This is a genomic window from Streptomyces sp. NPDC059355 (genome assembly GCF_042752335.1).
Taxonomy (GTDB): Bacteria; Actinomycetota; Actinomycetes; order Streptomycetales; family Streptomycetaceae; genus Streptomyces.
Window position 1 is genome coordinate 13,939 of sequence record NZ_JBHYXN010000032.1, and the last position, 22,258, is coordinate 36,196.

At 72.8% G+C, this 22,258-nt stretch carries 19 protein-coding genes; 7 read left to right on the forward strand and 12 right to left on the reverse strand.

The window, feature by feature from the left end; genetic code table 11:
- Positions 1 to 4: 4 nt before the first annotated feature.
- From ACFXGI_RS26595 to ACFXGI_RS26610, 4 genes are all read right to left on the reverse strand, one after another.
- On the reverse strand, positions 5 to 298 hold the full coding sequence (locus tag ACFXGI_RS26595; protein WP_384711487.1) for a hypothetical protein: 294 nt from the start codon (positions 296 to 298) through the stop codon (positions 5 to 7).
- 141 nt (positions 299 to 439) lie between these two features.
- Positions 440 to 973, reverse strand: coding sequence for a hypothetical protein (locus tag ACFXGI_RS26600; protein WP_384711490.1), 534 nt, complete (start codon positions 971 to 973; stop codon positions 440 to 442).
- A gap of 102 nt (positions 974 to 1,075) precedes the next feature.
- Positions 1,076 to 1,618, reverse strand: coding sequence for a DUF4232 domain-containing protein (locus ACFXGI_RS26605; protein WP_384711493.1), 543 nt, complete (start codon positions 1,616 to 1,618; stop codon positions 1,076 to 1,078).
- Between the two features lie 95 nt (positions 1,619 to 1,713).
- Positions 1,714 to 5,187, reverse strand: a complete 3,474-nt coding sequence (locus ACFXGI_RS26610; protein ID WP_384711496.1) for a CHAT domain-containing protein — start codon at positions 5,185 to 5,187, stop codon at positions 1,714 to 1,716.
- Between the two features lie 207 nt (positions 5,188 to 5,394).
- On the opposite strand from ACFXGI_RS26610, the gene ACFXGI_RS26615 reads away from it, so the two are divergent.
- Together ACFXGI_RS26615 and ACFXGI_RS26620 are read left to right on the forward strand one after the other, a co-directional pair.
- Positions 5,395 to 5,793, forward strand: coding sequence for a hypothetical protein (locus tag ACFXGI_RS26615; RefSeq protein ID WP_384711499.1), 399 nt, complete (start codon positions 5,395 to 5,397; stop codon positions 5,791 to 5,793).
- Between the two features lie 2 nt (positions 5,794 to 5,795).
- Complete coding sequence (locus tag ACFXGI_RS26620) at positions 5,796 to 6,743, forward strand: hypothetical protein (RefSeq protein ID WP_384711502.1); 948 nt, start codon at positions 5,796 to 5,798, stop codon at positions 6,741 to 6,743.
- A 13-nt stretch (positions 6,744 to 6,756) separates the two neighbouring features.
- Here the strand turns inward: ACFXGI_RS26620 and ACFXGI_RS26625 are convergent, their stop codons facing one another.
- The 3 genes from ACFXGI_RS26625 to ACFXGI_RS26635 form a co-directional block, all read right to left on the reverse strand.
- Positions 6,757 to 7,773: a zinc-binding alcohol dehydrogenase family protein gene (locus ACFXGI_RS26625; protein ID WP_384711505.1), complete on the reverse strand. Its 1,017-nt coding sequence runs from the start codon at positions 7,771 to 7,773 to the stop codon at positions 6,757 to 6,759.
- 96 nt (positions 7,774 to 7,869) lie between these two features.
- Positions 7,870 to 8,859, reverse strand: a complete 990-nt coding sequence (locus tag ACFXGI_RS26630) for a hypothetical protein (protein ID WP_384711508.1) — start codon at positions 8,857 to 8,859, stop codon at positions 7,870 to 7,872.
- Positions 8,856 to 10,166, reverse strand: a complete 1,311-nt coding sequence (locus ACFXGI_RS26635; protein ID WP_384711511.1) for an FAD-dependent monooxygenase — start codon at positions 10,164 to 10,166, stop codon at positions 8,856 to 8,858. Before ACFXGI_RS26635 ends, ACFXGI_RS26630 begins: the two co-directional genes overlap by 4 nt.
- Positions 10,167 to 10,533: 367 nt before the next feature.
- Here ACFXGI_RS26635 and ACFXGI_RS26640 point away from each other — a divergent pair, with 367 nt between their 5' ends.
- Positions 10,534 to 11,130, forward strand: coding sequence for a hypothetical protein (locus tag ACFXGI_RS26640; protein WP_384711514.1), 597 nt, complete (start codon positions 10,534 to 10,536; stop codon positions 11,128 to 11,130).
- A 93-nt stretch (positions 11,131 to 11,223) separates the two neighbouring features.
- Here the strand turns inward: ACFXGI_RS26640 and ACFXGI_RS26645 are convergent, their stop codons facing one another.
- Complete coding sequence (locus ACFXGI_RS26645; protein WP_384711517.1) at positions 11,224 to 11,877, reverse strand: TetR family transcriptional regulator; 654 nt, start codon at positions 11,875 to 11,877, stop codon at positions 11,224 to 11,226.
- A gap of 94 nt (positions 11,878 to 11,971) precedes the next feature.
- Here ACFXGI_RS26645 and ACFXGI_RS26650 point away from each other — a divergent pair, with 94 nt between their 5' ends.
- Positions 11,972 to 12,148: a hypothetical protein gene (locus ACFXGI_RS26650; protein ID WP_384711520.1), complete on the forward strand. Its 177-nt coding sequence runs from the start codon at positions 11,972 to 11,974 to the stop codon at positions 12,146 to 12,148.
- Positions 12,145 to 12,462, forward strand: a complete 318-nt coding sequence (locus tag ACFXGI_RS26655) for a hypothetical protein (RefSeq protein WP_384711523.1) — start codon at positions 12,145 to 12,147, stop codon at positions 12,460 to 12,462. Before ACFXGI_RS26650 ends, ACFXGI_RS26655 begins: the two co-directional genes overlap by 4 nt.
- A gap of 16 nt (positions 12,463 to 12,478) precedes the next feature.
- On the opposite strand, the gene ACFXGI_RS26660 is transcribed toward ACFXGI_RS26655, so the two are convergent.
- The 3 genes from ACFXGI_RS26660 to ACFXGI_RS26670 form a co-directional block, all read right to left on the reverse strand.
- Positions 12,479 to 13,438, reverse strand: coding sequence for an aldo/keto reductase family oxidoreductase (locus ACFXGI_RS26660; RefSeq protein ID WP_384711526.1), 960 nt, complete (start codon positions 13,436 to 13,438; stop codon positions 12,479 to 12,481).
- Positions 13,439 to 13,697: 259 nt separating this feature from the next.
- A complete protein-coding gene (locus ACFXGI_RS26665) occupies positions 13,698 to 15,419 on the reverse strand; it encodes an acyl-CoA dehydrogenase family protein (protein WP_384711529.1) in 1,722 nt (573 codons plus the stop codon).
- A gap of 73 nt (positions 15,420 to 15,492) precedes the next feature.
- Positions 15,493 to 16,059: a PadR family transcriptional regulator gene (locus ACFXGI_RS26670; protein ID WP_384711532.1), complete on the reverse strand. Its 567-nt coding sequence runs from the start codon at positions 16,057 to 16,059 to the stop codon at positions 15,493 to 15,495.
- Positions 16,060 to 16,398: 339 nt separating this feature from the next.
- Here ACFXGI_RS26670 and ACFXGI_RS26675 point away from each other — a divergent pair, with 339 nt between their 5' ends.
- Both ACFXGI_RS26675 and ACFXGI_RS26680 read left to right on the forward strand, forming a co-directional pair.
- A complete protein-coding gene (locus tag ACFXGI_RS26675) occupies positions 16,399 to 18,261 on the forward strand; it encodes a M1 family aminopeptidase (protein WP_384711535.1) in 1,863 nt (620 codons plus the stop codon).
- A gap of 182 nt (positions 18,262 to 18,443) precedes the next feature.
- Positions 18,444 to 20,729, forward strand: a complete 2,286-nt coding sequence (locus ACFXGI_RS26680) for an immune inhibitor A domain-containing protein (RefSeq protein WP_384711538.1) — start codon at positions 18,444 to 18,446, stop codon at positions 20,727 to 20,729.
- A 288-nt stretch (positions 20,730 to 21,017) separates the two neighbouring features.
- On the opposite strand, the gene ACFXGI_RS26685 is transcribed toward ACFXGI_RS26680, so the two are convergent.
- Entirely contained in the window at positions 21,018 to 22,250 is a 1,233-nt protein-coding gene (locus ACFXGI_RS26685) for a GDSL-type esterase/lipase family protein (RefSeq protein ID WP_384711541.1), read from the reverse strand.
- Between the last annotated feature and the right edge of the window lie 8 nt (positions 22,251 to 22,258).

The following is a 22,258-nucleotide window of genomic DNA, read 5'->3' on the forward strand; positions in this document are numbered from 1 at the left end:
CCGTCTACTGACCGGCTCGATCGGCCTGTCCGCCGAGGCGGGCGCCGATCAGGTAGGCGGCCTCCTCGGACAGCCGGGCGCGCCGCCCGTCCTCCTGGGCCCGTTCGAGTTCGCCCCTCAGCGCCAGCTCGGTGCGCAGTACGGTCGCCCGCGGCACCGGGACCCGCTGCCCGGGTTTCTCGGTGAACGGCTGGAGTTCGGCCGCCGAGACCTGGGCGTCCTGCGACGAGCCGCGGCGGAGCGAGAGGAACACCCGGGCCAGCCAGTCGGCCGGGATCTGGACCATCAGATCAGTCATATCCGGGAAACGACGGGCCGCCCCGGCCGTGACTGCCGCTCCCCCGACCGGCTCAGTGGCCCTCCCCGGCGACGGGCTCGACCCGGATCGCAGGAGGGGAGCCGCGGCCCGTCGGGGCCGCGGCTCGGAGGCGGGGGTGGGTCAGGACTTCTTGACCTCGTCGATGCAGAGCACGAACTGCTTGCCCGAGCTGCGGCGGGAGCCGCGCATCTGCTCCTGGTAGCCGATGTCCGACTGGCCCTTGCACTGGTTCGTGTCGAGGCTGTCGGGGATCACCTTGACCACCTTGTACTCGGCGTTCGCGCCGCCGCACTTCACCACCTGGAGGTCGGGGCTGATGGTGTTGCCCTTGTTCGTCAGGCAGTCCCCGACCTTCGCCTTGTCGGCGTCGTCACGGCTGGCGTAGTAGCCCACCGCGGCCGCGATGACGACGACCACGGCAACGATGATCTTCAGGATCTTCATGACCCCCATGCGCTTGCGCGGCGGCGCAGGCGGGGCGGCGAACTGCTGCGGCGGGTAGGCGTACTGCTGCGGCGGGGCGCCGTACGGCGGCTGGCCCGGCTGCTGGGGCTGCCCGTATCCCGGCTGGGGCGGGTAGCCCTGCGGCGGCTGCTGGGCGTGCGGGGCGGGCTGGCCGTACGGGCCGGGGCCCTGCTGCGGCGGGTAGGTCATGCGGAAAATCCCCCGTGAACGTGTGCACTGCGCATTGCTTGACGTGCGCACGCTATAACAAGCCGCCTACATCGGCCGCATTCACCCGAGGCGTCCGCAGCCCTACCCGTGGAAGGCGGTCGCGCGAACGGTGGTGCCGCACAGCGCGAACTCGCCGCCGTCACTGGGCGCCAGCTGGTGGCGTCCGCCCGCGACACCCACCACCATCGACGGCGCGACGAAGGGATCCGCGCCGGAGGCGCAGTAGCCGTCCGCCTCACCGAGCACCGGCGTGAAGGTGAGCTGCGACGAGGCCCGGCCGCCGGCAGCCAGCTGCACCGGTCCCGACTTGCCGACCCGGATCACCTGGAGCGGCTTGTTCTTGTCCGGCGAGCCCTGTCCCGCGAGCGCCACGGTCGGGTAGCCGTTCAGTACGCACGGCTTCGAGCTCTTGTTGGTCACCGTGATCCGCACCTGCGCGGAGCCGGCCGGCTGTGCGCTGTCGGCAACGACCTGGCTGCTCGTGCAGGCGGCCGCCGGCCGGCGTGGCCCGTCCCCGGCGGCCGCGGCCGCCCCGGAACCGACGAACACCGTTCCGGACGCGAAGCCCGCCAGCAGGAGCACGGACGAGGCCTTGATCGCGACGCATCGCGTTGCGCGTTTCATGGGTTGTCCTCCACGGTTCACCCGGAGCGCCGGAGCTGCTCGGGCCTGCCCCCTCCCCCAGCGTCCCACCAACTCGCGCCATCGGCGCGGGCGGCTCAGGCCCCCGCGTGGAGGTGGGCCGCCCACAGGAGCGGGGCCCGCCCGCGGTCGTAGCCGGGCGGCAGGTCGTGGCCGTCCCGGACCTGGCGTACGGCGGCGTGCAGTGCGCGGGCGGAGCGGTCGGGGTCGACGGCCCCCGAATCCGTCCGGAGGCCGTCGTAGAAGGCCCGGGCGATGCGTACGGCGATCTGGTCGTCGATCTCCCAGAGCGTGCCGATGACATGGGGGAAGCCGGCGAGCTGGAACGCGGACGTGAGGTGGATGGCCTCGTCGAGCAGGTTCACGGTGTCGATGGCCGCCGTGCGGCAGGCGGACAAGTAGGCGAGCCTGGCGTGGTCGAGGGCGACGGGTGCCAGGCTCCTGACCGTGAACGGGTCGTCCGCGTGGTCGTGGAGCAGCAGCCGGCTCCGCGAGGGATCGGCGGGATCGCTCGTTCCGTGGCAGGCGAAGTGCGCGATCGCGCAGTGGGGCAGGTGCGCCAGTACGTTGGCCTTCGTGGGGGCCGCGTCTTCCTCCGCCCGGTCCCGGTCCTGGTCCCGGCCACGCTCCCTGAGCAGGACGCGGTCGGGAAAGCAGGCCTCCAGCAGGGCGGCCTCGGCGTCGACGAAGCGCAACCGGCCCTCCCCCGGCAGTCCGGGCGTGGTCGGCATGGCGACGATCAGCGCCCGCCCGGCGGCGGCCGCGCCGCCCGGACCGAGGGCCCGACCGCGTTCGCGGGCGTGGCGCAGCGCGCGTACGGTCGGGGTGTAGGAGGAGACGACCCGGTCCATCACGGTGCGCCGGTTCGGGTCGTCCTGCCCGTCGGTGTGATGACCGGCGGCATGCAGCGGCAGGAGACCCAGCAGTCCGCCCGGTGCCCACCACACGCGCGGCAACTCCCCTTCCGTTTCGGGCGGGGGCGGGCCCTTGTGCCCCAGCGCCTCCAGCACGGGACCGGCGGCGGCGTCCCACAGCCACTCGAGGACGTCGACCAGTACGGTCTGGGCCTCCTCCCGCTCCACGGGGTCCGCGCCCGACAACGCGGTGTGCTGCGCCTGCCGGAAGGCGTTGATCCGGTCGACCAGGGTGGTGTGGTCGAGCCCGGGCAGCGGGAGGCCGGTGAGCCCCTCGGCCGTGAGCAGCAGCGCGTCACTTCGGTACGTGCTGACGTTGAACACCACGATCGGCCCGTGGGACGCCTCGGCCCTGAGCTCGTCGACCGTCGGCGGAAGGGCGAAGGAGGCGAAGCCGTCCAGCGCACGGATCTCGGCCAGGACGGCGGTGAACTCCTCGGCCGGACGGTGCCGGTCGCCGACCGACGCGTCCGCGGGCCGGTCGAGAAGATCGCGCAACTCGGCGAATCTGGCGGCCAGTTCGGGGCTTCTTTCGTACAGGTCGGTGAGATCGCTGCGGTTCTCCAGTGCCTGGCCGAGCATGACGGCGCGGCCCACCTCCAGCAGGCCCAGGGCGCGCTCCGCCCGCGCTCGCGCCGTCCCGCCCGGGGCCGCGAGCGCGAGCGCGGCGGCGGTGCCGGCCAGGCCCGCCACATCGCCGATCGCGTCCTGCTGGTCCTGGCGCTCCAGTCTGCGCCCGGTCATCTGCGGCATCAGGCGCACGGCCGCGTCCGCCGCCTGTGCCGCACGTTCCGCTTCACCGGACCGTGCCAGCAGGAGGGCCGCGGACAGCCCCGCGTCGATCCGGACGAACGGCGAGGACGGGACCGTCGTCGACGCCGCCGACCAGGCCCTGACCGCCTCGTCCCGGTCCGCCGGGTCGCCGCCGTGGTCGAACCGTACGACCAGCGCGCCCCCGAGGTTGTTCAGGTAGACGGCACGCTCGGGGTGGTCGGCGGGAACCGACTCCACCGCCTGCCGGCCCGCGGTGATCGCGTCGTCCAGGTCGGACCGGACACCGCTCCGGCCGAAGCGGGTCCGCAACGCCGGGACGAGGTTGGACAGATACCGCGCTCGGAGCGGGTGGTCGGCCTGGACGGCCTCCACCGCCTGCCGGTGGCGGACGATCGACGCGTCCAGATCCCCGAGGACTCCGAGCCGCCCGAACCGGACCTGGAGCGCCGCCCCCAGGTTCGACAGGAACATCGCGCGGTCGAGATGGGTGGCGGGCGCCGCGTCGACCGCCTGCCGGCCCGCCTCGATGGCGGAGTCCAGGTCCCCGATGTCATGCACCCGCGCGAACCTGCCGCGCAGCATGTTCCCGAGGTTGGAGAGGTACCGTGCGCGCTGGGGGTGGTCGGCGGGGACGGCCTGCACCGCCTCCCTGAGCCGGTCGATGGCGGCGTTCAGATCCGCGAGGACTCCGAACCGCTGGTACCGGGCCCACAGTCCTCCCCCGAGGTTCGACAGGCACATCGCCAGGTCGGGACGGCCGGGACGGTCGGGACGGCCCGCGGCCGCCGCCTCCACCGCGCGCAGGCCCACCTCCACGGCCGCGTCCACGTCGACGGCGAGGCCGGCCCGGACGAACCTGGCCTGGAGCGCGATGCCCAGGTTCGACAGGAACACGGCGCGACCGGGGTGGCCTTCGGGCGTCGCCTCCGCCGCCTGCCGGCCCACCTCCACGGCCGAGTCCAGGTCCCCGGTGTCACCGGTCCGTTCGAAGCGGAGCCGCAGCACGTTCCCCAGGTTGGAGAGGATCTCGGTGCGGCCGGGCTGGTCGAGGGGGAACAACGGCACGGCTTCCCGGTACCGGGCGATGGCGCCGTCCAGATCGGGCAGTGCTCCGGCTCGCTCGTAGCGGGCACGCAGTGCGCTCCCCAGGCCGGTCAGGACCAGCGCACGGTAGAGGCCTTCATCGGGGGTCGTCCGCAGCGCCTCCCCGAGCAGCGCGACGGCGTCTTCGAGGTCCTCCACGGCTCCGGCCCGGTCGAACCGGGCGTTCAGCGCGTCTCCGAGGTTGTAGAGGTACATGGCTCGGCCGGGCTCCTCGGCGACCGCCGACAGCGCTTCCCGGAAGCGGTCGATCGCGGTGTCGAGGTCGGCGGCCGGGCCGCCCCGCCTCCACTTGATCCGCAGCACGTTGCCGAGGGCGGTCAGGTGGACGGCCCGGTGGGGATGGCCGGCGGGCACGGCCTCCACGATGCGCTGCCACAGGTTCGCCAGACCGGAGAGCCGTGCCGGATCGTCCGACTCCTGCGCGTCCGAGAGCAGTTGGAGGGCGTACCCGGCCGCGTTCTCCGCGAGGACGGGCACCAGCGGATCCGGCAGGTTCTCGTCGCCCGCGAGGAAGCACGCGGTGAGTGCCTGCACGGCGATCCGCAGGTCCGGTCGGCCCTGGTCCCCGTACGTGTCCTCGCCCTGGTCCTCGTACCGGTCCCGGCCCGGTGCCGGGTCCGTCCCTACGGCCAGCGCCTGGTGGCGGAACCAGTGGAACCAGCCCAGCAGATGGTGGACGGCGAGGTCGTCCTCTCCGGGCATGAGTTCCGCGAGCCGCCGCGCCTCGCGCAGTGCCTCGGCCTCCAATACCGGTGTCACGTCCCGCGATCGCACAACACGCCGCAGCCGCGCCGCCATTGCGTCCATCGCCGTCTCCGCGGCCGGTCGTACGGTGCGATCTGGGTCCCCCGGATGGCTCACGTCGGGTGATGCTAGTCCTACGATCCCCGCACCGGCGGGTAGTTCCTCGGATACGCTCCGCGACAGCGACGACGACGCGGCGGTGGGCGCCGGGCGGGGGCGGACATGGCGCAGGCCGATGAGACGGCGCGGTACCTGGGGATCGTGTGCGCGAACGCGGATGCGATCCGGGCGCGCCTGCTGAGCCGCGGTCGTACGGGTTGCGACGCGGTCCTGGAGGACGTGCTCGCCGCGGCCCGGGGCGGGCGGGAGACGGACCGCGCGGTCGGGACGCTGCACGCCGTCCTGCAGACCCTCGGCGACCACCGGGGCCTCCACGCCTACGACGGGACCGGCGGCCCGGCGGACCGCGGGGTGCATGCCGCGGGCGTCGCCCGGGAGCGGTCGGGTGAGCCCGTGTACCTGTGCCCGGCCCGCCTCTGTACCCGCCACGGGTGGCCTGACCACGGGCCGGCGCCGGCCTGCGCGGTCAGCGGCGGCGGGTTGCGCCTGGACCGGCTGTAGCGGTGGGGAGCCTGCTGGGGGAACTGGGAAAGAAGCTCGCCGAGCGGTGGCTGACGCTGCTGGTCCTGCCGGGCGCCCTCTATCTGGCGGTGGCGGTCGCGGCCCGGACGCTCGGCCAGGCCCACCCCTTCTCCGCGGGCCGGCTCACCGGACAGATCACCGCGTGGGCCGGTGCCCCGGCCGCGCGCACCGTCGGGGGCCAGGTCGTGGTGCTGGCCGCGGTACTTGCGGGGGCGGCGGCCGTCGGGGTCGCCGCACAGGCCCTCGGCTCCGCCGTCGAACGGATCCACCTGGCCGCCGACTGGCCCACCTGGCCGGCTCCGGCCCGCGGGCTCGCGTACCGGATCACCGTCCGCCGGCGGCGCCGGTGGCGGACGGCCGCCGAGGCCTGGCACCGGCACCGGGAGGAGGCCGCCACCGCCCGTACGCGCGGCGAACGCGCGGATCCCGCAGGGCGGCATGCCGCCCGGGCGGCCATGGTCCGGATATCCGCCGAGCATCCCGACCGCCCCACCTGGAGCGGCGACCGCATCCACGCCGCGGCCGTCCGCGTGGAGCGGGACCACCGGCTCGATCTGGCCGCGCTGTGGCCGCACTTGTGGCTGGTGCTGCCCGACACCGCCCGTGCCGCTGTGACCGCCGCCCGCCAGGCCCTCACCCGGGCCACCACGCTGACCGCCTGGGCCCTGCTCTACCTGCCGCTCTCCCTGTGGTGGTGGCCCGCTGCCGCGATCGCGGCCGTTGCGGCCCTCACCGGACGGCACCGCACGCGGTCCGCCGCCGACACCTACGCCACGCTGCTCGAAGCCGCCACGCGCCTGCACGCCCGCGACCTCGCCGGCCCGCTGGGCCTGGACCTCGCCGGTCCGCTCACGCCCGAGGCCGGTGGCACCCTGGGCCTCCGCCTGGCGCCGAGCCCGCCGCCGCGACCGTACGACGGGGGCTCCTGACGCGGGGCTGCCGTCAGACCGGCTCCCGGTCCCCGACGGTCTCCCAGGACCCGGAGGCCGGTTCGTCGCCGCCCGCGGGGACGAACACGCACCGGGCGCCGGACGGCATCGGCGACTCCCAGGCGGCCTCCACCTCGGCCATGGGCACGGCGACCGCATCGGTGGTCGGCGCCAGGGCAGGCAGCCGGGCGAGCAGCTCGCGCAGGGCGGCGGCACGGCGCGCGCCCGAGATCGAGCCGAGTCCGCTCCCGCAGACGCTGACGTCCGCCTTGCGCAGCCACGCCGACGGCACGGTCATGTCGGGCCCGGCCGCGGATCCGACCTGCACCCACCGCAACGGACGGGTGAGATCGGCGCGGTGGCGCAGGATGCCGTCGAGCGCCAGCTCGGCGGGGCGGTCCCACAGGTAGTCCAGGACCACGTCCACGTCGGCGGCCGCCGCGCCGAACGCGGCCGCGATCTCCTCGTCCGGGCCCGCGAGCCGCACCGTACGGTGCGCGCCCAGCTCCGCCGCGACCCGCAGCCCCTCCGGATCGCGCCCGGCCGCCACGACCGCGCCCGCGCCCTGGTCGAGGGCGAGCCGGATGGCGGCCCGGCCCGCGTTGCCGGTGGCGCCGAGGACGAGCACCGACTCGCCCTTGCGCAGCCGGCCCCGCTCGCGCAGTGCGATCCACGCGGAGGACGCCGGGTTCATGACGGCGGCGACGGCGACCGGGTCGAGCCCGTCCGGTACGGGCATGAGCGCGGCGGCCGGTACGGCGACCCGCTCGGCCATCGTCCCGTGCGGGGGCTCCAGCCCCGGGATGTAGACGAGTTCACCGGCCGCGGTCCGGCCCACCCCGTCGAACCCGGGCACCAGCGGCAGCGCGTCGCCACCCGTGTAGTGGCCGCCCGCGGCGAACGAGCGCACCAGCGGGTACAGCGCGGCCGCCAGGACCTCGACGACCACCTCGCCGGCCGCGGGGACGGGCTCGGGCACGGACTCGTACCGGGGCGGCTGCCCCAGGGCGTGGACGACGGCTGCGTACATGAACTGGCCCCCAAATGGGTGATAAGGCGGCAAGGCGGACCACCCGATTGTGACGGCCGGCCGTCGCGCTCGCCGGCTGCGCCACGCGGCAGGGCGTCAGCGGACCGCCGTGGCGAGGCGGCGCGCCCCGCCCGAGTGGACGAAGTCCGTCAGGGAGACCGTGTAGTCGCCCTGGTCGGGGCGGTACGCGGTGCAGTACTGCGTGGGATACCAGCCGGGGATCCGCCAGGCGGCCGGCTGGGGGACGGCCTCGCAGGTCCGGTGGGCGGGTGCCGTGCGGTGCCGCTGGAGGAAGTCCCTGGTGAGCATGGGCTCCATGAAGATGAGGTCGCCCGCGTACGCACCGTAGATGAAGGTCTGGCCGCTGAGCGTGCCGGTGGTCGGGGGGCGGCTGTCCAGGTGCGCGCCCATGGCGCCTTCCGCGGTCTGCGGGCTGCTCGCGGGGTAGCCCGCCGGCAGGTACGCGGCCGGGACCGGCTCGCCGGCCGCGGCCAGTTGGTCGCAGGCGATCAGCAGGGCGCAGCCGCCGGTCTTGATCGCGGTGCGGACCGCCCGGGGGGCGAGGTAGAAGTGCACGTCGAAATGGGCGACGTCGTAGCGGCCGTGCGGGTTGTGCCCGTGCGGGTTCCAGTTGAACAGCACCCATTGGAAGGGCACTGCGGCCGCGGCGGCGGGGGTGGCCGGGAGCCCGAGTTCCAGGCTGTGGCCGCCGACGCATTCGTGCATGCCGTCGAGGTGCCCGTCGGCGTCGGCGTCGTAGCAGTGTTTGCCGTCGGTGGCGGCGGAGGTGGGCAGTCCGGTGACGGCCTGGGCGGTCAGGGCTATGCCCAGCACCTTCGGTATCCCGCCCTGGTACTCGCTGTACGTACGGACCGTGCCGCCGCCGAGGCGGGCGGCGCGTCCGTACACGGAGCAGGCCGCGCTCCCGGTGCTCTCGCCGCAGGCGGGCATGCGTGCGGCGGAGCCGGAGGGCGGCGGCGGGGCCGCGGGCCGCCCGGTGGCGGACAGGAGCGCCGCCAGCAGTGCGGCGGAGCCCAGCGCGGCGAAGGCGGTGGAACGCATCCGGGAGGTGCGGGAGGTGTTCATACGGCGACGCTCCAGGAGGAACGCGCGTTGAGCGCGGTGGCGTCCACGCCGGTGACCCGGCGGGTACAGGACTTGATGCCGTCCAGGCTGTTCTCGGGCAGGACGTGGCGGATGTCGTGGAAGCCGTCGGGGGCCAGCGCTTCGACCTGGCGGAGCACCGGGTCGGGTTCCAGCCTGCGGTGGGCCGCGAGGAGCTGCGTGGTCTGCGGCAGGCGGTCCGCCTCGTAGCGGGCGAGTGCCTCGTCCACGCCGTGGCGGGCGAGCTCGTACGCCAGCACGCGGGCGTCGACGATCGCCTGCGAGGCGCCGTTGGAGCCGGTCGGGTACAAGGGGTGCGCGGCGTCGCCGAGCAGGACGACCCGGCCGTCCGTCCAGGTGGACAGCGGATCGCGGTCGATCATCGGGTACCGGCCGATGCGGGGTGCCCGGGTGATGATGCCGTGGAGGTCGAGGAACTCGCTGCGCCAGCCCTCCATGCGGGTGAGGACCTCTTCCGGCGGGACCGCGCGGTCCCAGTCGGCGCCGGCGCGCGCGTCCTCGTCGCCGAGCCCGTCGTCGGTGCGGCTCTCGACGACCCAGTTGAGCAGGCACCGCCCGCTCCCGTCGGGCCGGGTGACCGGGTAGGCCACGGCCTTCACCCGGGCGTTGCAGCCGAGGATGACCATCGTGCGTCCGTCGAGGAAGGACGGGCCCTCGGTCACCCCGCGCCACATGCATATCCCGTTGCCGAGGGGCGGGCCTTCGTGCGGGTGCATCGCCCTGCGCACGGCCGAGTTGATCCCGTCGGCGCCGATCAGCAGGTCGCAGGTGTACGGGCTCGGCCGGTCCGCGACGTACGCCCGGACGGGGTGCCCGCCCGGCTCCCGGCCGCCCGCCCGGTCCTGCTCGTACCGTACGAGGCGCCCGCCGGTGACCAGTGCCCCGGGGCCGAGCCGGTCCAGGACGGCCGACAGCAGGATGTCCTGCAGGTCTGCGCGGTGGACGGAGTACTGCGGCCAGTTGTAGCCGGCGGCGCGGCCGCGCGGCTCGGACCAGATCAGACCGCCGTAGCGGTGGTGGTACTCCAACCGGGCGGTGGCCACGGCGACTTTGTCGAGTGCCGGCGCCAGTCCGAGTTCGGTCAGCTCCCGGACGGCGGCGGGCTGGAGATTGATTCCCGCACCGACGGCGCGCAGGTTGGGGCACGCCTCCACGATGAGCAGATCGCTCAGCCCTGCCGCATGAAGGCTCAGGGCCGTCGTCAATCCGCCAATTCCGGCACCGGCTATGAGGATGCGCGGGGAATTCCTTCGGCCGTACGGAGACATGCCTTCTACCTCCTGGGAAAGACGCCTTCCGTTGAATGTGCGGTGTTGAAAGCGAGCTGCCGTGTGCGCGATTCCGAAAGTGCAGGTCAGGCGCTGGCGTTCACTCGATCAGGCTATGGCCGAGTGCCGCCTGATGGGTGACGGGCCTTTAATCGGGTGTCGGCAACAGAAAGGCTGCGACATGCCTGAAGTGACGTTCGAACCGTGCGACGTCCAGCGCCTCCAGCATGCTGTTGACTACGCCCTCCACGCCTCCAAGAAATCACTGGACGCTCTCCTGCCACCGTGGATGCCGGGCGAACTCAAACGGGAAATCAAGAGCGGATGCGTCGTCTCGCATTGCGCAACGCTACTGTTCCCGGAAACCGTGGAATCCGCTCTCGCGTACTTCGAGGAAAACGACTGGCCCGCGTCGACCACCATACCGAGCGTGCTGGTCAAGCGCCGTCTGGTGGAGCGTCACTGGCTTCCGGACGATGCGGACATACGGGTGACGCGGCTGCGCGTCACGAGCGGTCTGGCGCCGGAGGTCGAGGTCTTCCTCTTCCCTCGCTGCAGCCCCGGGTACACGGACGACGTGGGTGCGCAGGAGCGCGTCCACGGCTTCGAGAACCACGTGGGGCTGTTCATGGACCGGCCCGACGAGAGCGCCCTCACCCGTTTGGCGGACCGGCTGGAGACCACCGGCCGGATGGTCTACGAGGGCTCGGCGCACAACCCCCACGAGAACACCACGATGCTGTACTTCGCCCCGAGCGCCGCCGTCGCCATGTCGCGCCGCCGCTTCCCGCGATGGGAGCTGCAGTGCGCGGGGGATCTGACGGCGTGCGCGGACCGGCGCCGGGTCCGGACGGAGGCGGTGTGCAGCGCGTACGCCGCGCTCGCGGCGAACCACGTGGACGGCGGTCTGACGCAGCCCGCGCCCGCACGGCGCCCTGTTCCGGTGGCGGCACGGGAGGGCTGACCGAGGCAGGCCGCCGGCCCGGGCCCGCCCCCTCTCCCCCCGACTCCCCGCCCTCCGTCCCGTCCCGGACGAGAGGCGGGGAGTCTTCGGACGTCAGAGCGCGTCCGGCCCCGGCCGGGCCCGGCCCGTGGGCCAGTGCAGTCGGCCCGCGTGGATGAGTCGGAGCTGGCGGCGCGCGGTGCGCGTGACCGCCGCCCGTTCCGCGTCGTCCGGGCCCGCGGCCAGGTAGGCGGAGACCGTCATCACCATGTGGTCGACGTACAGCCGCGCCAGCATGAGCAGGTCGTCCGCGCTCCATCCCCTGCTCAGGGCATCGGCGCCGAGCCGTTCGGCCACCTCGCGGGCGAACGCGTCGAGCTGGCCCGACACCGCCTCGCGCACCCTGCGCACACCGCCGTGCCGCTCGCGCACGATGAAGCGGATGTGCGCGGGGTACTCCCGTACGAGTTCGGCCATCAGGTCCACGGTCGTGTCGATCCGCTGCGCCGCCTCGCCGGAGGCGCCGAGGGTCGAGCGCACGGCGGCGTGCAGGCTCTGCAGCGCCTCGTCGACCAGGGCGATCCCCAGCTCCTCGGTGTCCCGGAAGTGCCGGTAGAAGGCCGTCGGGGTCACCCCGGCGACCCGGGTCACCTCGCGCAGGCCGAGGCTGCCCAGGGTCTGCTCCTCCAGCAGCGACAGCGCCGCGTCCAGCAAGGCCCTGCGGGTTCTGTTGCGTTGGGCCTGGCGTGCCCCGATGGTCTCACTCATGACGAAAAGTCAACCCCCGATTCTCGAAATCTGCGCGCTTGCATTTAGACTGAGCAGTCAGTGCACAACTGTCTCCTATTTTGGAGGAAGCACGATGCTCTTCCTGATAGCGGCCCTCATGCTGATGGGGATCGCCCTCGGAACCGTCGCCCACGTGCCCGTTCACGTATCCCTCGCCGCCACCGCCGCCATCGCCTGCTGGCTGCTGGTCTTCGCGGTCCGGGAGCGGACGGTCCGCCGGCACCGGCCCGCCGGCCGGCGGGAGGGATGATCATGAACGCAACCGACACGGCGCCCCACTCCCCCGCCGCCACCCGTACACCCGCCCCGAAGCCCGCACCCACCGCCGCCGTGCGTCAGGCCGACGGGATGGCGGTGGCCTCCTTCGTGTTCGGCCTCATCGGCCTGCTCGCGATGAACCTGCTCCTCGGGCCGGCGTCGATCGTCCTCGCCGCCCTCGCACTGCGGCGCCGTACGAGCCGCCCCGGCCGCGCCCGGCTCGGCCTCGCCCTGGGCGTCGCGGACCTCGTGGTCCTCGCCTGTCTGGTCAGCGCGGACCAGACCTGGTCGTGGAGCATCGGCTGAGCCACGCGGCCGCCGCCTACGGGAGCGGGGCCCCGCGGGCGGTGAGCCACAGGTCGTACCACTCCTCGTGCGTGAGGTCGGGCTCGCGCAGAGCGGCGTCGCGGCAGGCGCGGATGCGTTCCGGGCGGCCGCTGCCCACCACGGGGGCGATCCGCGCCGGATGCCGCTGGAGCCACCACAGCAGGACCGTCTCCGGCGTGGTGCCCTTGGCGTCGGCCAGCTCCCGTACGAGACGGGCCGTCGCGTGCTCGTCGGGGCTCTCCTGCCGCCCGGTGAAACGACCCTGCGCCAGCGCGCCCCAGGCCTGGAGGCGAACCCCGTGCTCCAGGCAGTGCTCGACGGTCCCGGCGGGGAACCCGCCCGCCGCCGCCGCGGGGGTGTTGACGAGGACACCGTCCTCCAGCCAGTCCCGCCGGTCCAGGCTCATCTCCAACTGGTTCGCGACCAGAGGGAACTCGATGTGCCGCTGGAGGCGGGCGATCTGCGCGGCGTTCATGTTCGAGACGCCGAAGCTGCGGACCAGCCCCTGCTCGCGCAGTGAGGTGAGCGCCGCCGCGATGTCCCGCGGATCGGCCAGTGGATCGGGCCGGTGCAGGAGCAGGACGTCGACGAAATCGGTGCGCAGGCGTCCGAGGCTCTCCTCGACCCTCCGCGCGATGGTGGCGCCGCGCAGGTCGTAGATGCCGGGGCGGTCGCCGTCGGCCAGCCGGATCCCGCACTTCGTCTGCAGCACGATCCGCCCGCGCAGGCCGGGGGTGCGGGCCAGGACCTCGCCGAAGACGGCCTCTGCCTTGCCGCGGCGGTAGATGTCGGCGTGGTCGAAGGTGTCGATGCCGCTGTCCAGCGCCGCCTCGATCGCCGCCTCGGCCGCGTCGATGTCGGCCGGTCCGTACGCATCGGTGTCCCAGCTGCCGCCGAGCGCCATGCATCCGTACAGCAGCCGGGTGCCGTCCTTCTCCGGGGGTGTGATCGCCATGCCGCTCACCCTATGAGGCCGCCGGTTTCGCGGCGGGCCGGGGGCGGGGGGCCTCCACGGGCTTCTTCTGCGGCGGGGGCGTCCTCGGCGGATAGGAGGGCGGCACCTTCGGTCCGCTCGCACTGGTCGGCATCGTCGTCATGCGACCACGCTACGTGCCGGGGCACCTTCGGGGCCGGTGAGTTGCGACAGCCACGGCGGGCCCGCCACCGCGCGGGTCGCGCGGTGGCGGGCCGGGGCGGCTCCTGCGGTGTCCGCGTTACGGCGCCATCTCGTACGCCCCGGACAGCGCCTCGACGCGGTCCCAGACGCGGGCCGAGCGGGCTTCGTCGACGACGGGGCGCCGGATCGCGCCCAGCGCCCAGTTCTGCTGCTGCTCGGTGGCGGAGTCCTTGCCGTGGAGTTCGACGGCGTGCGCCGAGAAGTCCCGTACGAGGACGGCGAACAGCTCGTCCAGCACGTCCTCGTCGAGGCCGGTCAGCCGTGCCTGCTCCAGGATCAGCTGGCCGTGGACGACGAGCGCGAAGAGCTGGCCGACGGCGAGCAGGAGGTCGAGGTCGCGGCTCTGCTGCTCGTCGGGGGCGGCGGTGGTGACGAACTCGCAGAGCGCGTCGGCCTGTTCGCGGAAGCGGGCGACGTTCGCCACGGCGGCGTACGCGTCGAAGGCGGGGCGCCAGTCGTGGAAGCGGATGGAGCCGAGGCCGCGGGCCGGGCCCTGCCGGAAGAGGAAGTCGTCGTCGGCCGCGTCGAGGCGGGTCGCCACCTCGGGGTGGTCGACCGGGTCGAGCAGGTGGTTGCGCAGGAACTTGAGGATCAGCGCGAGGTTGACGTGGACCGTGCCCTCCAGCTTGGGCAGCCCGCGGATCTCGACGGCGGCCTGGGCGAAGTAGTTGTCCTTCTCGAAGCCCTTGGCGGCGATGACGTCCCACATCAGGTCGATGACCTTCTCGCCCTCCGTGGTCACCTTCATCTTCGTCATCGGGTTGAAGAGGAGGTAGCGGCGGTCGTCGGGTCCGGCGGTGCGGAAGTAGTCGACGGCGCGGTCGCTGAACAGCTTCATCCCGACGAGGCGTACGTACGCGTCCGCGAGCTCGCGGCGCACGTGCGGGAAGGCGGTGACGGGGCGGCCGTAGAGGATGCGGTTCTGCGCGTGGGTGACGGCCTCGTACATCGCGTGCTCGCAGATGCCGATCGAGGCGGTGCAGAGGTTGAACTTGCCGACGTTGACGGTGTTCAGGGCGGCGTCGAATGCGGCGCGGCCGGTGTGCAGGACGTCGGCGGCGGCGACCGGGTAGTCCTCCAGGCGGAACTCGCTGACGTACTTGGAGGAGTCGACGACGTTCTTCACCAGGTGGTAGGCCTGGTGGCGGCTGTCGGCGGCGAAGAAGACGTAACCGTCCGGGCCCTCGATGTCGGTGCGGCGGCCGAACACCGAGACGAGCGCGGCCGCGTTGCCGTTGCCGATGTAGTACTTGGAGCCGGTGGCGCGGAAGCCGCCGTCGCCGTCGGGCTCCAGCAGCATGTCGGTGGAGTAGATGTCGGCGCCGTGGGTCTTCTCGGACAGGCCGAACGCGAACACCTCGCCCTGGGACAGGAGTTCGGCGGCGCGGGCGCGGGCTTCGGCGTTGTCGCTCTGCCAGACGGGGCCGAGGCCGAGGATCGTCACCTGCCAGGCGTACCAGTAGTCGAGCCCGTAGAAGCCGAAGATCTCGTTGAGGGCGGCGATCCGTGCGGTGTCCCAGCGCTTGTCGGCGTGGCCCTCGGCGGCGGAGGCGGGGGTGAGGAAGGTGGCGAACAGGCCCTCCTTGGCGGAGAAGGCGAGGAAATCGCCGAGCCAGGCGCGGGTGCGGTAATCCTCGATCAGCTTGCGCTTGCCGCGCGCCTCGAACCAGTCGACGGTGGCGCGCAGCAGCCGGCGGGTCTCGGGGTCGAAGTGCTGCGGGTCGTAGGTGCGCGGGTTGAACAGGAGGGAGTCGGCCATGGAGGTTCGCCTTCCGGAAGGGTCGGGGGTGAGGGGTGAAGGTGCTGGTTGCGCAAGCGGGGGGGGAGGCGGCTCAGGCGCGCGGGCGGGGCGCGGCGAGCCGGTGGACCGTGGCGAGCACGTCGTCGAGCCAGGCGATCGTCATGCGCTCGTACGCGATGCCCCCGCGGAGCACGACGTGCTGCAGCTCTTGACCGGCGTCGAGCGGTGCGGGGGCCTCGGGCCCGGTGAAGTCGCGCAGTTCCCCGGCGAGGTAGCGGGCGAGCCGGTCGCCGTGGGCGCGGCGGTGCCGTTCGACCTCGAGGATCAGTGCGGCCGGGTCGTCGAAGGCCGCGCCGCGGATCTTGACGGCGAGATCGTGGCGCAGGCTCTCGGGTTCGATCGGCTCGTGCAGCCAGTCCGAGAGCGCGGTGCGCCCCGGATCGGCGACGGAGTACTCCTTCTTGTCCGGCCGGCCCTGCTGCGCCACCTCGTGGACGGCGAGCAGGCCGTCGGTCTCCATGCGCTTGAGGACGCGGTAGATCTGCTGATGGGTGGCGGTCCAGAAATAGCCGATGGACCGGTCGAAGCGCCGGGCCAGCTCATAGCCTGACCCCGGCTTCTCCAGCAGCGAGACGAGGATCGCGTGTTCGAGCGCCATACCCCTGATCCTTCTATGCACCTCGTTGCATAGACAAGTCGCAGCGCGCGGGTGAGACGCGGCTCACCCGCCGCCGGGCGCCGGCGCAGTACGAAGCCTTTACCCGCCGCTGATGGCATGCCCAGGTCAAATCTGCCAGGCTCTTCGGCGGTGTCGCCCCGACCCGGGGGAGACACCGCACCGACACGCACGGCACAGACACGCACGGCACAGCAGATCTCACCCAGCCCAGCGTTCGTGCACACGACACGCACAGCCCGCGGCTGCCCTCCGGCGCACCCGAGCCGACCGGGCGGCCACCGAGCAGGCCGGAATCCGGCCGCCTCAAAGGAGTTCCGCGTGAGAACGACCCCCCACAAGGCCCTCGCAGCGTGCATATCAGCCTTCGCCGCGCTGGCCGCCACCGCACTGTCCCTCACCCCGGCCGCGGCCGCGCCGCACCGGGCGCCCTCCGCGGCCGCCGCCTGCACCCCGGGCCAGGTGGTCGCCAACAACGGCTTCGAAAGCGGCACTTCGCCGTGGACCCAGTCGCAGACCGGCCTCATCACGAGCCGCGCCGGTCAGACCGCACACGGCGGCACCGCCTTCGCCTGGCTGAACGGTGTCGGCCGTACGCACACCGACACGCTCTCCCAGAGCGTCACGATCCCCTCCGGATGCAGCACCGCCACCCTCACGTTCTGGCTGCACATCGACACCGCCGAGACGACCACGTCGACGAAGTACGACAAGCTGACGGCGAAGATCGGCAGCACGACACTCGCGACGTACTCGAACCTCGACAAGAACACCGGCTACGCGCAGAAGTCCTTCGACGTGTCGGCCTTCGCGGGCCAGACCGTCAGCGTCGCCTTCACCGGGACCGAGGACTCCAGCCTCCAGACCAGTTTCGTCGTCGACGACATCGCGCTCGACACCTCCGGCGGCACCACTCCGCCCGGGGACTCCACGCGTACGCCGACCGCGCCCTCGTACACCGTCAACCTCAGCAGCAACACGAGCGGCACCGTCTGGACGGGCCACGAGAGCGCGAGCTTCACCAACGCCTCGCCCACCCCGCTCAGCGAGGTGTACCTGCGGCTGTGGGACAACTACCACGGCACGTGCTCGGCCACGCCGATCACGGTCAGCAACGTCACCGGCGGCACGGCGGGCGCCCTCTCGGTCGCCTGCACCGCCCTCAAGATCGACCTGCCGACCCCGCTGACCCAGGGCCAGACCGCGACGATCGGCTTCGACCTGGGCATCACCGTGCCCAGCGGCGCCGACCGCTTCGGCTACGACGGGGCGTTCAGCATGCTCGGCAACGCCCTGCCCGTCCTCGCGGTGAGGGACGGAGCGGGCTGGCACCTCGACCCGTACACCAACAACGGAGAGTCCTTCTACTCGCTGGCCTCCGACTTCCGCGTGACCCTCGACCACCCGAGCACCCTGCTCGTCCCCGCCACCGGCGCCTCGGTGGACACCCCCGGCACCAGCGGTCGTACGGTCACCACGGCCACCGCCACCAAGGTCCGCGACTTCGCCTGGGCGGCCGGCCCGTTCAGCAAGATCTCCGGCACCTCCGCCGCGGGCACCCCGATCAACATCTACTCCGTGTCCGGCATCGGTTCGGCCGACTCCCAGTCGATGCTGACGACCGCCAAGACCGCCGTGGACGCGCACTCGGCGCGCTTCGGCGCCTACCCGTACGGCGAGCTGGACGCCGTCATCGACAACAACTACTGGTTCGGCGGCATGGAGTACCCCGGGTTCGTCCTCGACCTGGTCAGCACCACGGCGCTCACCCACGAGATCGGCCACCAGTGGTGGTACGGCATCGTCGGCGACGACGAGTACACCAGCCCGTGGCTCGACGAGGCGTTCACCGACTACGCCACCGACCTGGCCCTGAACAAGACGGGGGCGAACTGCTGGAGCAGCGTCTCGTGGGCCTCGTCCGCCGAGAAGATCACGAACTCCATGGGCTACTGGGACGCCCACTCCTCGCGCTACTCCACCGTCGTCTACGGCTACGGCAAGTGCGCCCTGCACGACCTGCGGCGCGTGCTCGGCGACACGGTGATGGCCAAGCTGCTCAAGGACTACGCCACTTCGCACTGGTACGGCGTCTCCACGACGGCCGAGTTCAAGGCCGCCGCGCAGGCCGCCACGACCACCGACCTGACCTCGTTCTGGACCCAGCACCGCATCGACGGCTGACCTGAAGGAGGCCGCGAGCCGGCCTGGCAGACATTCGCCGCGGTGGGCGCCTTTCGGGCGCCTGCCGCGGCGAACCCATGTGTGCGGACAGGACCCTAGCCGTCAACTGTGACATGTGAAATATTACCTGCGCTTCGACCCAACTCCCCGAAAGGTCCGTCACGTTGCGCAGACTCCCAGCGGTGGTAGCGGCGATATCCCTCGCCCTCCTCGCCACTCCCGCGCTCGCCGCACCCGCCGCCCCGCCCCCCGCGGCGGCGCAGCAGGCACCCGAGCTCTCCCCCGCCCCGCCGTCCGCGCCGCTGGAGGTCCAGCGCCAGAGCCTGCGCCGCCAGGCCCTTGAAGGAGTCGCCGCCGGAACCACCGCGGCCGAGGCCGACGGCACGCTGCCCCGCAAGGTCGCGGTCGGCAAGCGGTACGTCGAACTCGCGCAGGAACGCAAGGACAAGGTCTTCGTGATCCTCGCCGAGTTCGGCGACCAGGTGGACAACACCACGGAGTTCGAGGGCAAGCCGCGCTTCGGCGGCACGCCCGGCCCCCGCCACGACACCATCGGCAAGCCTGCGAAGACCGACAACCACACCCTGTGGCGCAAGGACTTCGACCAGGCCTACTACCGGCAGCAGTTCTTCGGAACCGACCCCGGCGCCGCCACGCTCCGCAATTACTACCGCCTGCAGTCCTCCGGCCGCTACGACATGGACGGCCAGGTCAGCGACTGGGTGCGGCTGCCCTGGAACGAGGCCCGGTACGGGACGGACAACTGCTCCGAGCCCGGCCAGTGCCGCACCAACTGGGACCTCGTGCGGGATGCCACCAACGCCTGGTACCACACGGAACGCGCCAAGGGCCGTACGCCGGAGGAGATCAAGGCCCAGCTGGCCGAGTACGACGTGTGGGACCGCTACGACGCCGACCACGACGGCAACTTCGACGAGCCGGACGGCTACCTCGACCATCTCGTCGTCGTCCACGCGGGCAAGGACCAGACCTGGGGCGGCGGCGAGCAGGGCAAGGACGCCGTGTGGGCGCACCGCTGGTTCGCGTACTGGGACCAGGCCGGCAGCGCGGGGCCCGCGGGCAACAAGGCGGGCGGCGTCCCGGTCGGCGACTCCGGCATCTGGGCCGGGGACTACCTGACGGGCGGCGAGAACAGCGGAGTCGGGCTGTTCGCCCACGAGTTCGGGCACGACCTCGGGCTGCCCGACCTGTACAGCTCCGACGGGGACAACAGCGTCAACTTCTGGTCGCTGATGTCCACGGCCTCCTACCTGGGCAAGGGGCGGAACACCACCGGGGACTACCCCGGCGACCTCGATCCCTGGAGCAAGCTGCAACTGGGCTGGCTGGAGTACACGGAGGCCGACGCGGGCCGCAAGACGCGTGCCGTGCTCGGGGTCTCCGGCTACAACACCGATGACCCACAGGCCCTGTTGGTACACCTGCCACCATCGGTGACGCGTACGGATCTGACCGATCCGTACGAGGGCGCCAGCCAGTGGTGGAGCGGCACCGGGGACCTCATGGACAACACCCTGACCCGCACGGCCGACCTGTCCGCGGCGGCGGGGCAGCCCGCCAGGCTCGACGCCCGCGTCTGGTACGACATCGAGCAGGACTTCGACTTCCTGACCGTGGAGGCCTCGACGGACGGCGGCACCGCGTGGTCCCCCCTGCCCGGTACGGTCGCCGGCTCGGCGATCCCGGCGAAGGGGATCTCCGGAACCTCGGGCGGCTGGGCCGAACTCAGCGTGCCGCTGGACCGGTTCACCGGAGGCTCCGTCCAGTTGCGGCTGCGGGTGACCTCGGACGGCAATACGCACGGCAAGGGCGTCGCCTTCGACGACATACGGATCACGGCGGGTGAACGGGAGCTGCTGCGCGACGGCGCCGAGGCGGGCGCGAACGGCTGGACCGCGCTCAAGTGGTCCCGTACGCAGGGCCGTACGGGCTCGGCGGAGCACCCGCGCGCGTACTTCGTCGAGAACCGGCGCTACACCGGCTACGGCGCCTACCTCAAGAGCGGGCCGTACAACTTCGGTGCCGGGAACGACACGGTGGAGTTCTACCCGTACCAGCAGGGCGTGCTGATCTGGCTCTGGGACACGGCGTACAGCGACAACACCACGAAGGCGCACCCGGGCGCGGGCCTGCTGCTCCCCGTCGACGCCCGGCCGGAGCCGCTGCGCAACGCCGACGGCACGCTGCTGAACGCGCGGGCGCAGACCTTCGACGCGACGTTCTCCACGCGCCCGAGCGACGAGATCGTGCTGCACAAGGCCGGCGTGCCGGTGCTGATCCCGTCCCGGCCGGGGGTTCCCGTCTTCGACGACCGCCGCGGCTCCTACTGGAACGCCGACCTGCCGCAGGTGGGCGTGAAGGTGCCGGACACCGGGACGCGGATCGCGGTGGTGAAGGAGGCCTCGGGCGGCGCCCTGACCACGGTCCAGGTCAGCCCCTCCCCCTGACGCACGGCCGCAGGCAGCCGTCCCGCCCGGACGGCTGCCTGCGCGACTCGGTGTCGACATCCCGTACGGGCCCGGCGGGCCCGGGACGAGGACGCGCCGCACGAGCTCGTGGCCAAGATGTACGCCCACCGGCACGGGCTCAAGTGGAGCTTCCTGCGCCGTCACCCGGGCTTCGCCCGGCCCGGCCTCGCCCGGTACCCCGACCACCCCAACCCCCGGCCGCGCCGTGCCGCCCGCGGTGATGCACCGGCTCCTCGACCTGGCGGGGGTGGCCTGCGGGCCTGCGCTCTAGGGCTGTGCGCCCCGGTCGGCGAAGGGGCCGGTGGGGGCGAAGGCGCGGTCGGCGAAGCGGCTGCCCATGCGCCGGTGGGTGGCGGCGTCCGGGTGGAGCTGGTCCGGGAGCGGCAGTTCGGCGAAGTCCGCCTCGCCGTACAGTTCGCGGCCGTCCAGGTAGTGGAGGTTCGGGTCCTCGGCCGCGCGCTGCTCGACGATGCGGGCCAGTTCCTCGCGGACGACGCCCAGGGTCAGCTTTCCGGCGGCGCGTTCCGCGGGGTCGCCCGCGGCGCGGAATGCGAGCCTGCCCTCGTCGAGGGTGCTGAAGTCCGGGGCCGTGGGGCCGGGGGTGTCCTCGTGGATCGGGCACAGGACGGACGAGACGACCAGCAGGGGCGCGGTCGGGTGCCCCTCGCGGATCGTGTCGAGGAACCCGTGCACGGCCGGTGTGAACGCGCGCAGCCGCATCAGGTCGTGGTTGACGAGGTTGAGGCCGAACTTGACGCTGACCAGGTCCGCCGGGGTGTCCCGCATGGCCCGGGCGACGAACGGGTCGAGCAGGGCGCTGCCGCCGAAGCCCAGGTTGACCAGGTCCACCCCGCCGGCCGAGGCGGCCAGCGCCGGCCAGGTCGTGGAAGGACTCGCGGCGTCCGAGCCGTGGCTGACCGAGCTGCCGTGGTGCAGCCAGACCCGGCGGCCGCCCGGCGGTACGGGCTCGACGGGAGCGTCGGTGCGCAGCGCGACGAGTTCGGTGAGCTCGTTGTACGGCAGCCAGATCTCGACGTCCTTCGGGCGGTCGGGCAGACCGCCGAACCGGACGGTGCCGACCGGGCCGCTCCGGAACTCCACGGATCCGGTGGTCATGTCGACCGTACGGACGTTGCCGCCGCCCACCCCCGCCTGCGCGGCGAGGCGGCCGTCGACGAGCAGGTCGTACACGCCGTCGGGGCGGGGCGGGGCGCCCGCGTAGGCCATCTTGGTGCGGAGCGTGTCGAGCTCGACGACGGTGGCCCGGGAGCGGAACACCAGCCGTACACCGGAGGGCTGGGCCTCCGCCATCGCCAGTTGCCCGTCGGCGTACTGCGCGCGGGCCCATGCGGGGAGCCGGTGCGGGAGCAGGCCGTGCCCGGTGCGCTCCAGGTCGAGCGCGCCGCGCAGGAGGTCCGCGGTGAGCGCGGTGGTGAGGGACGCGGTGGTCGCATCGGACGGGCCGGACGGGCCGGACGGGGATGCGTGCTGGTCGTTCATGGCCTCAG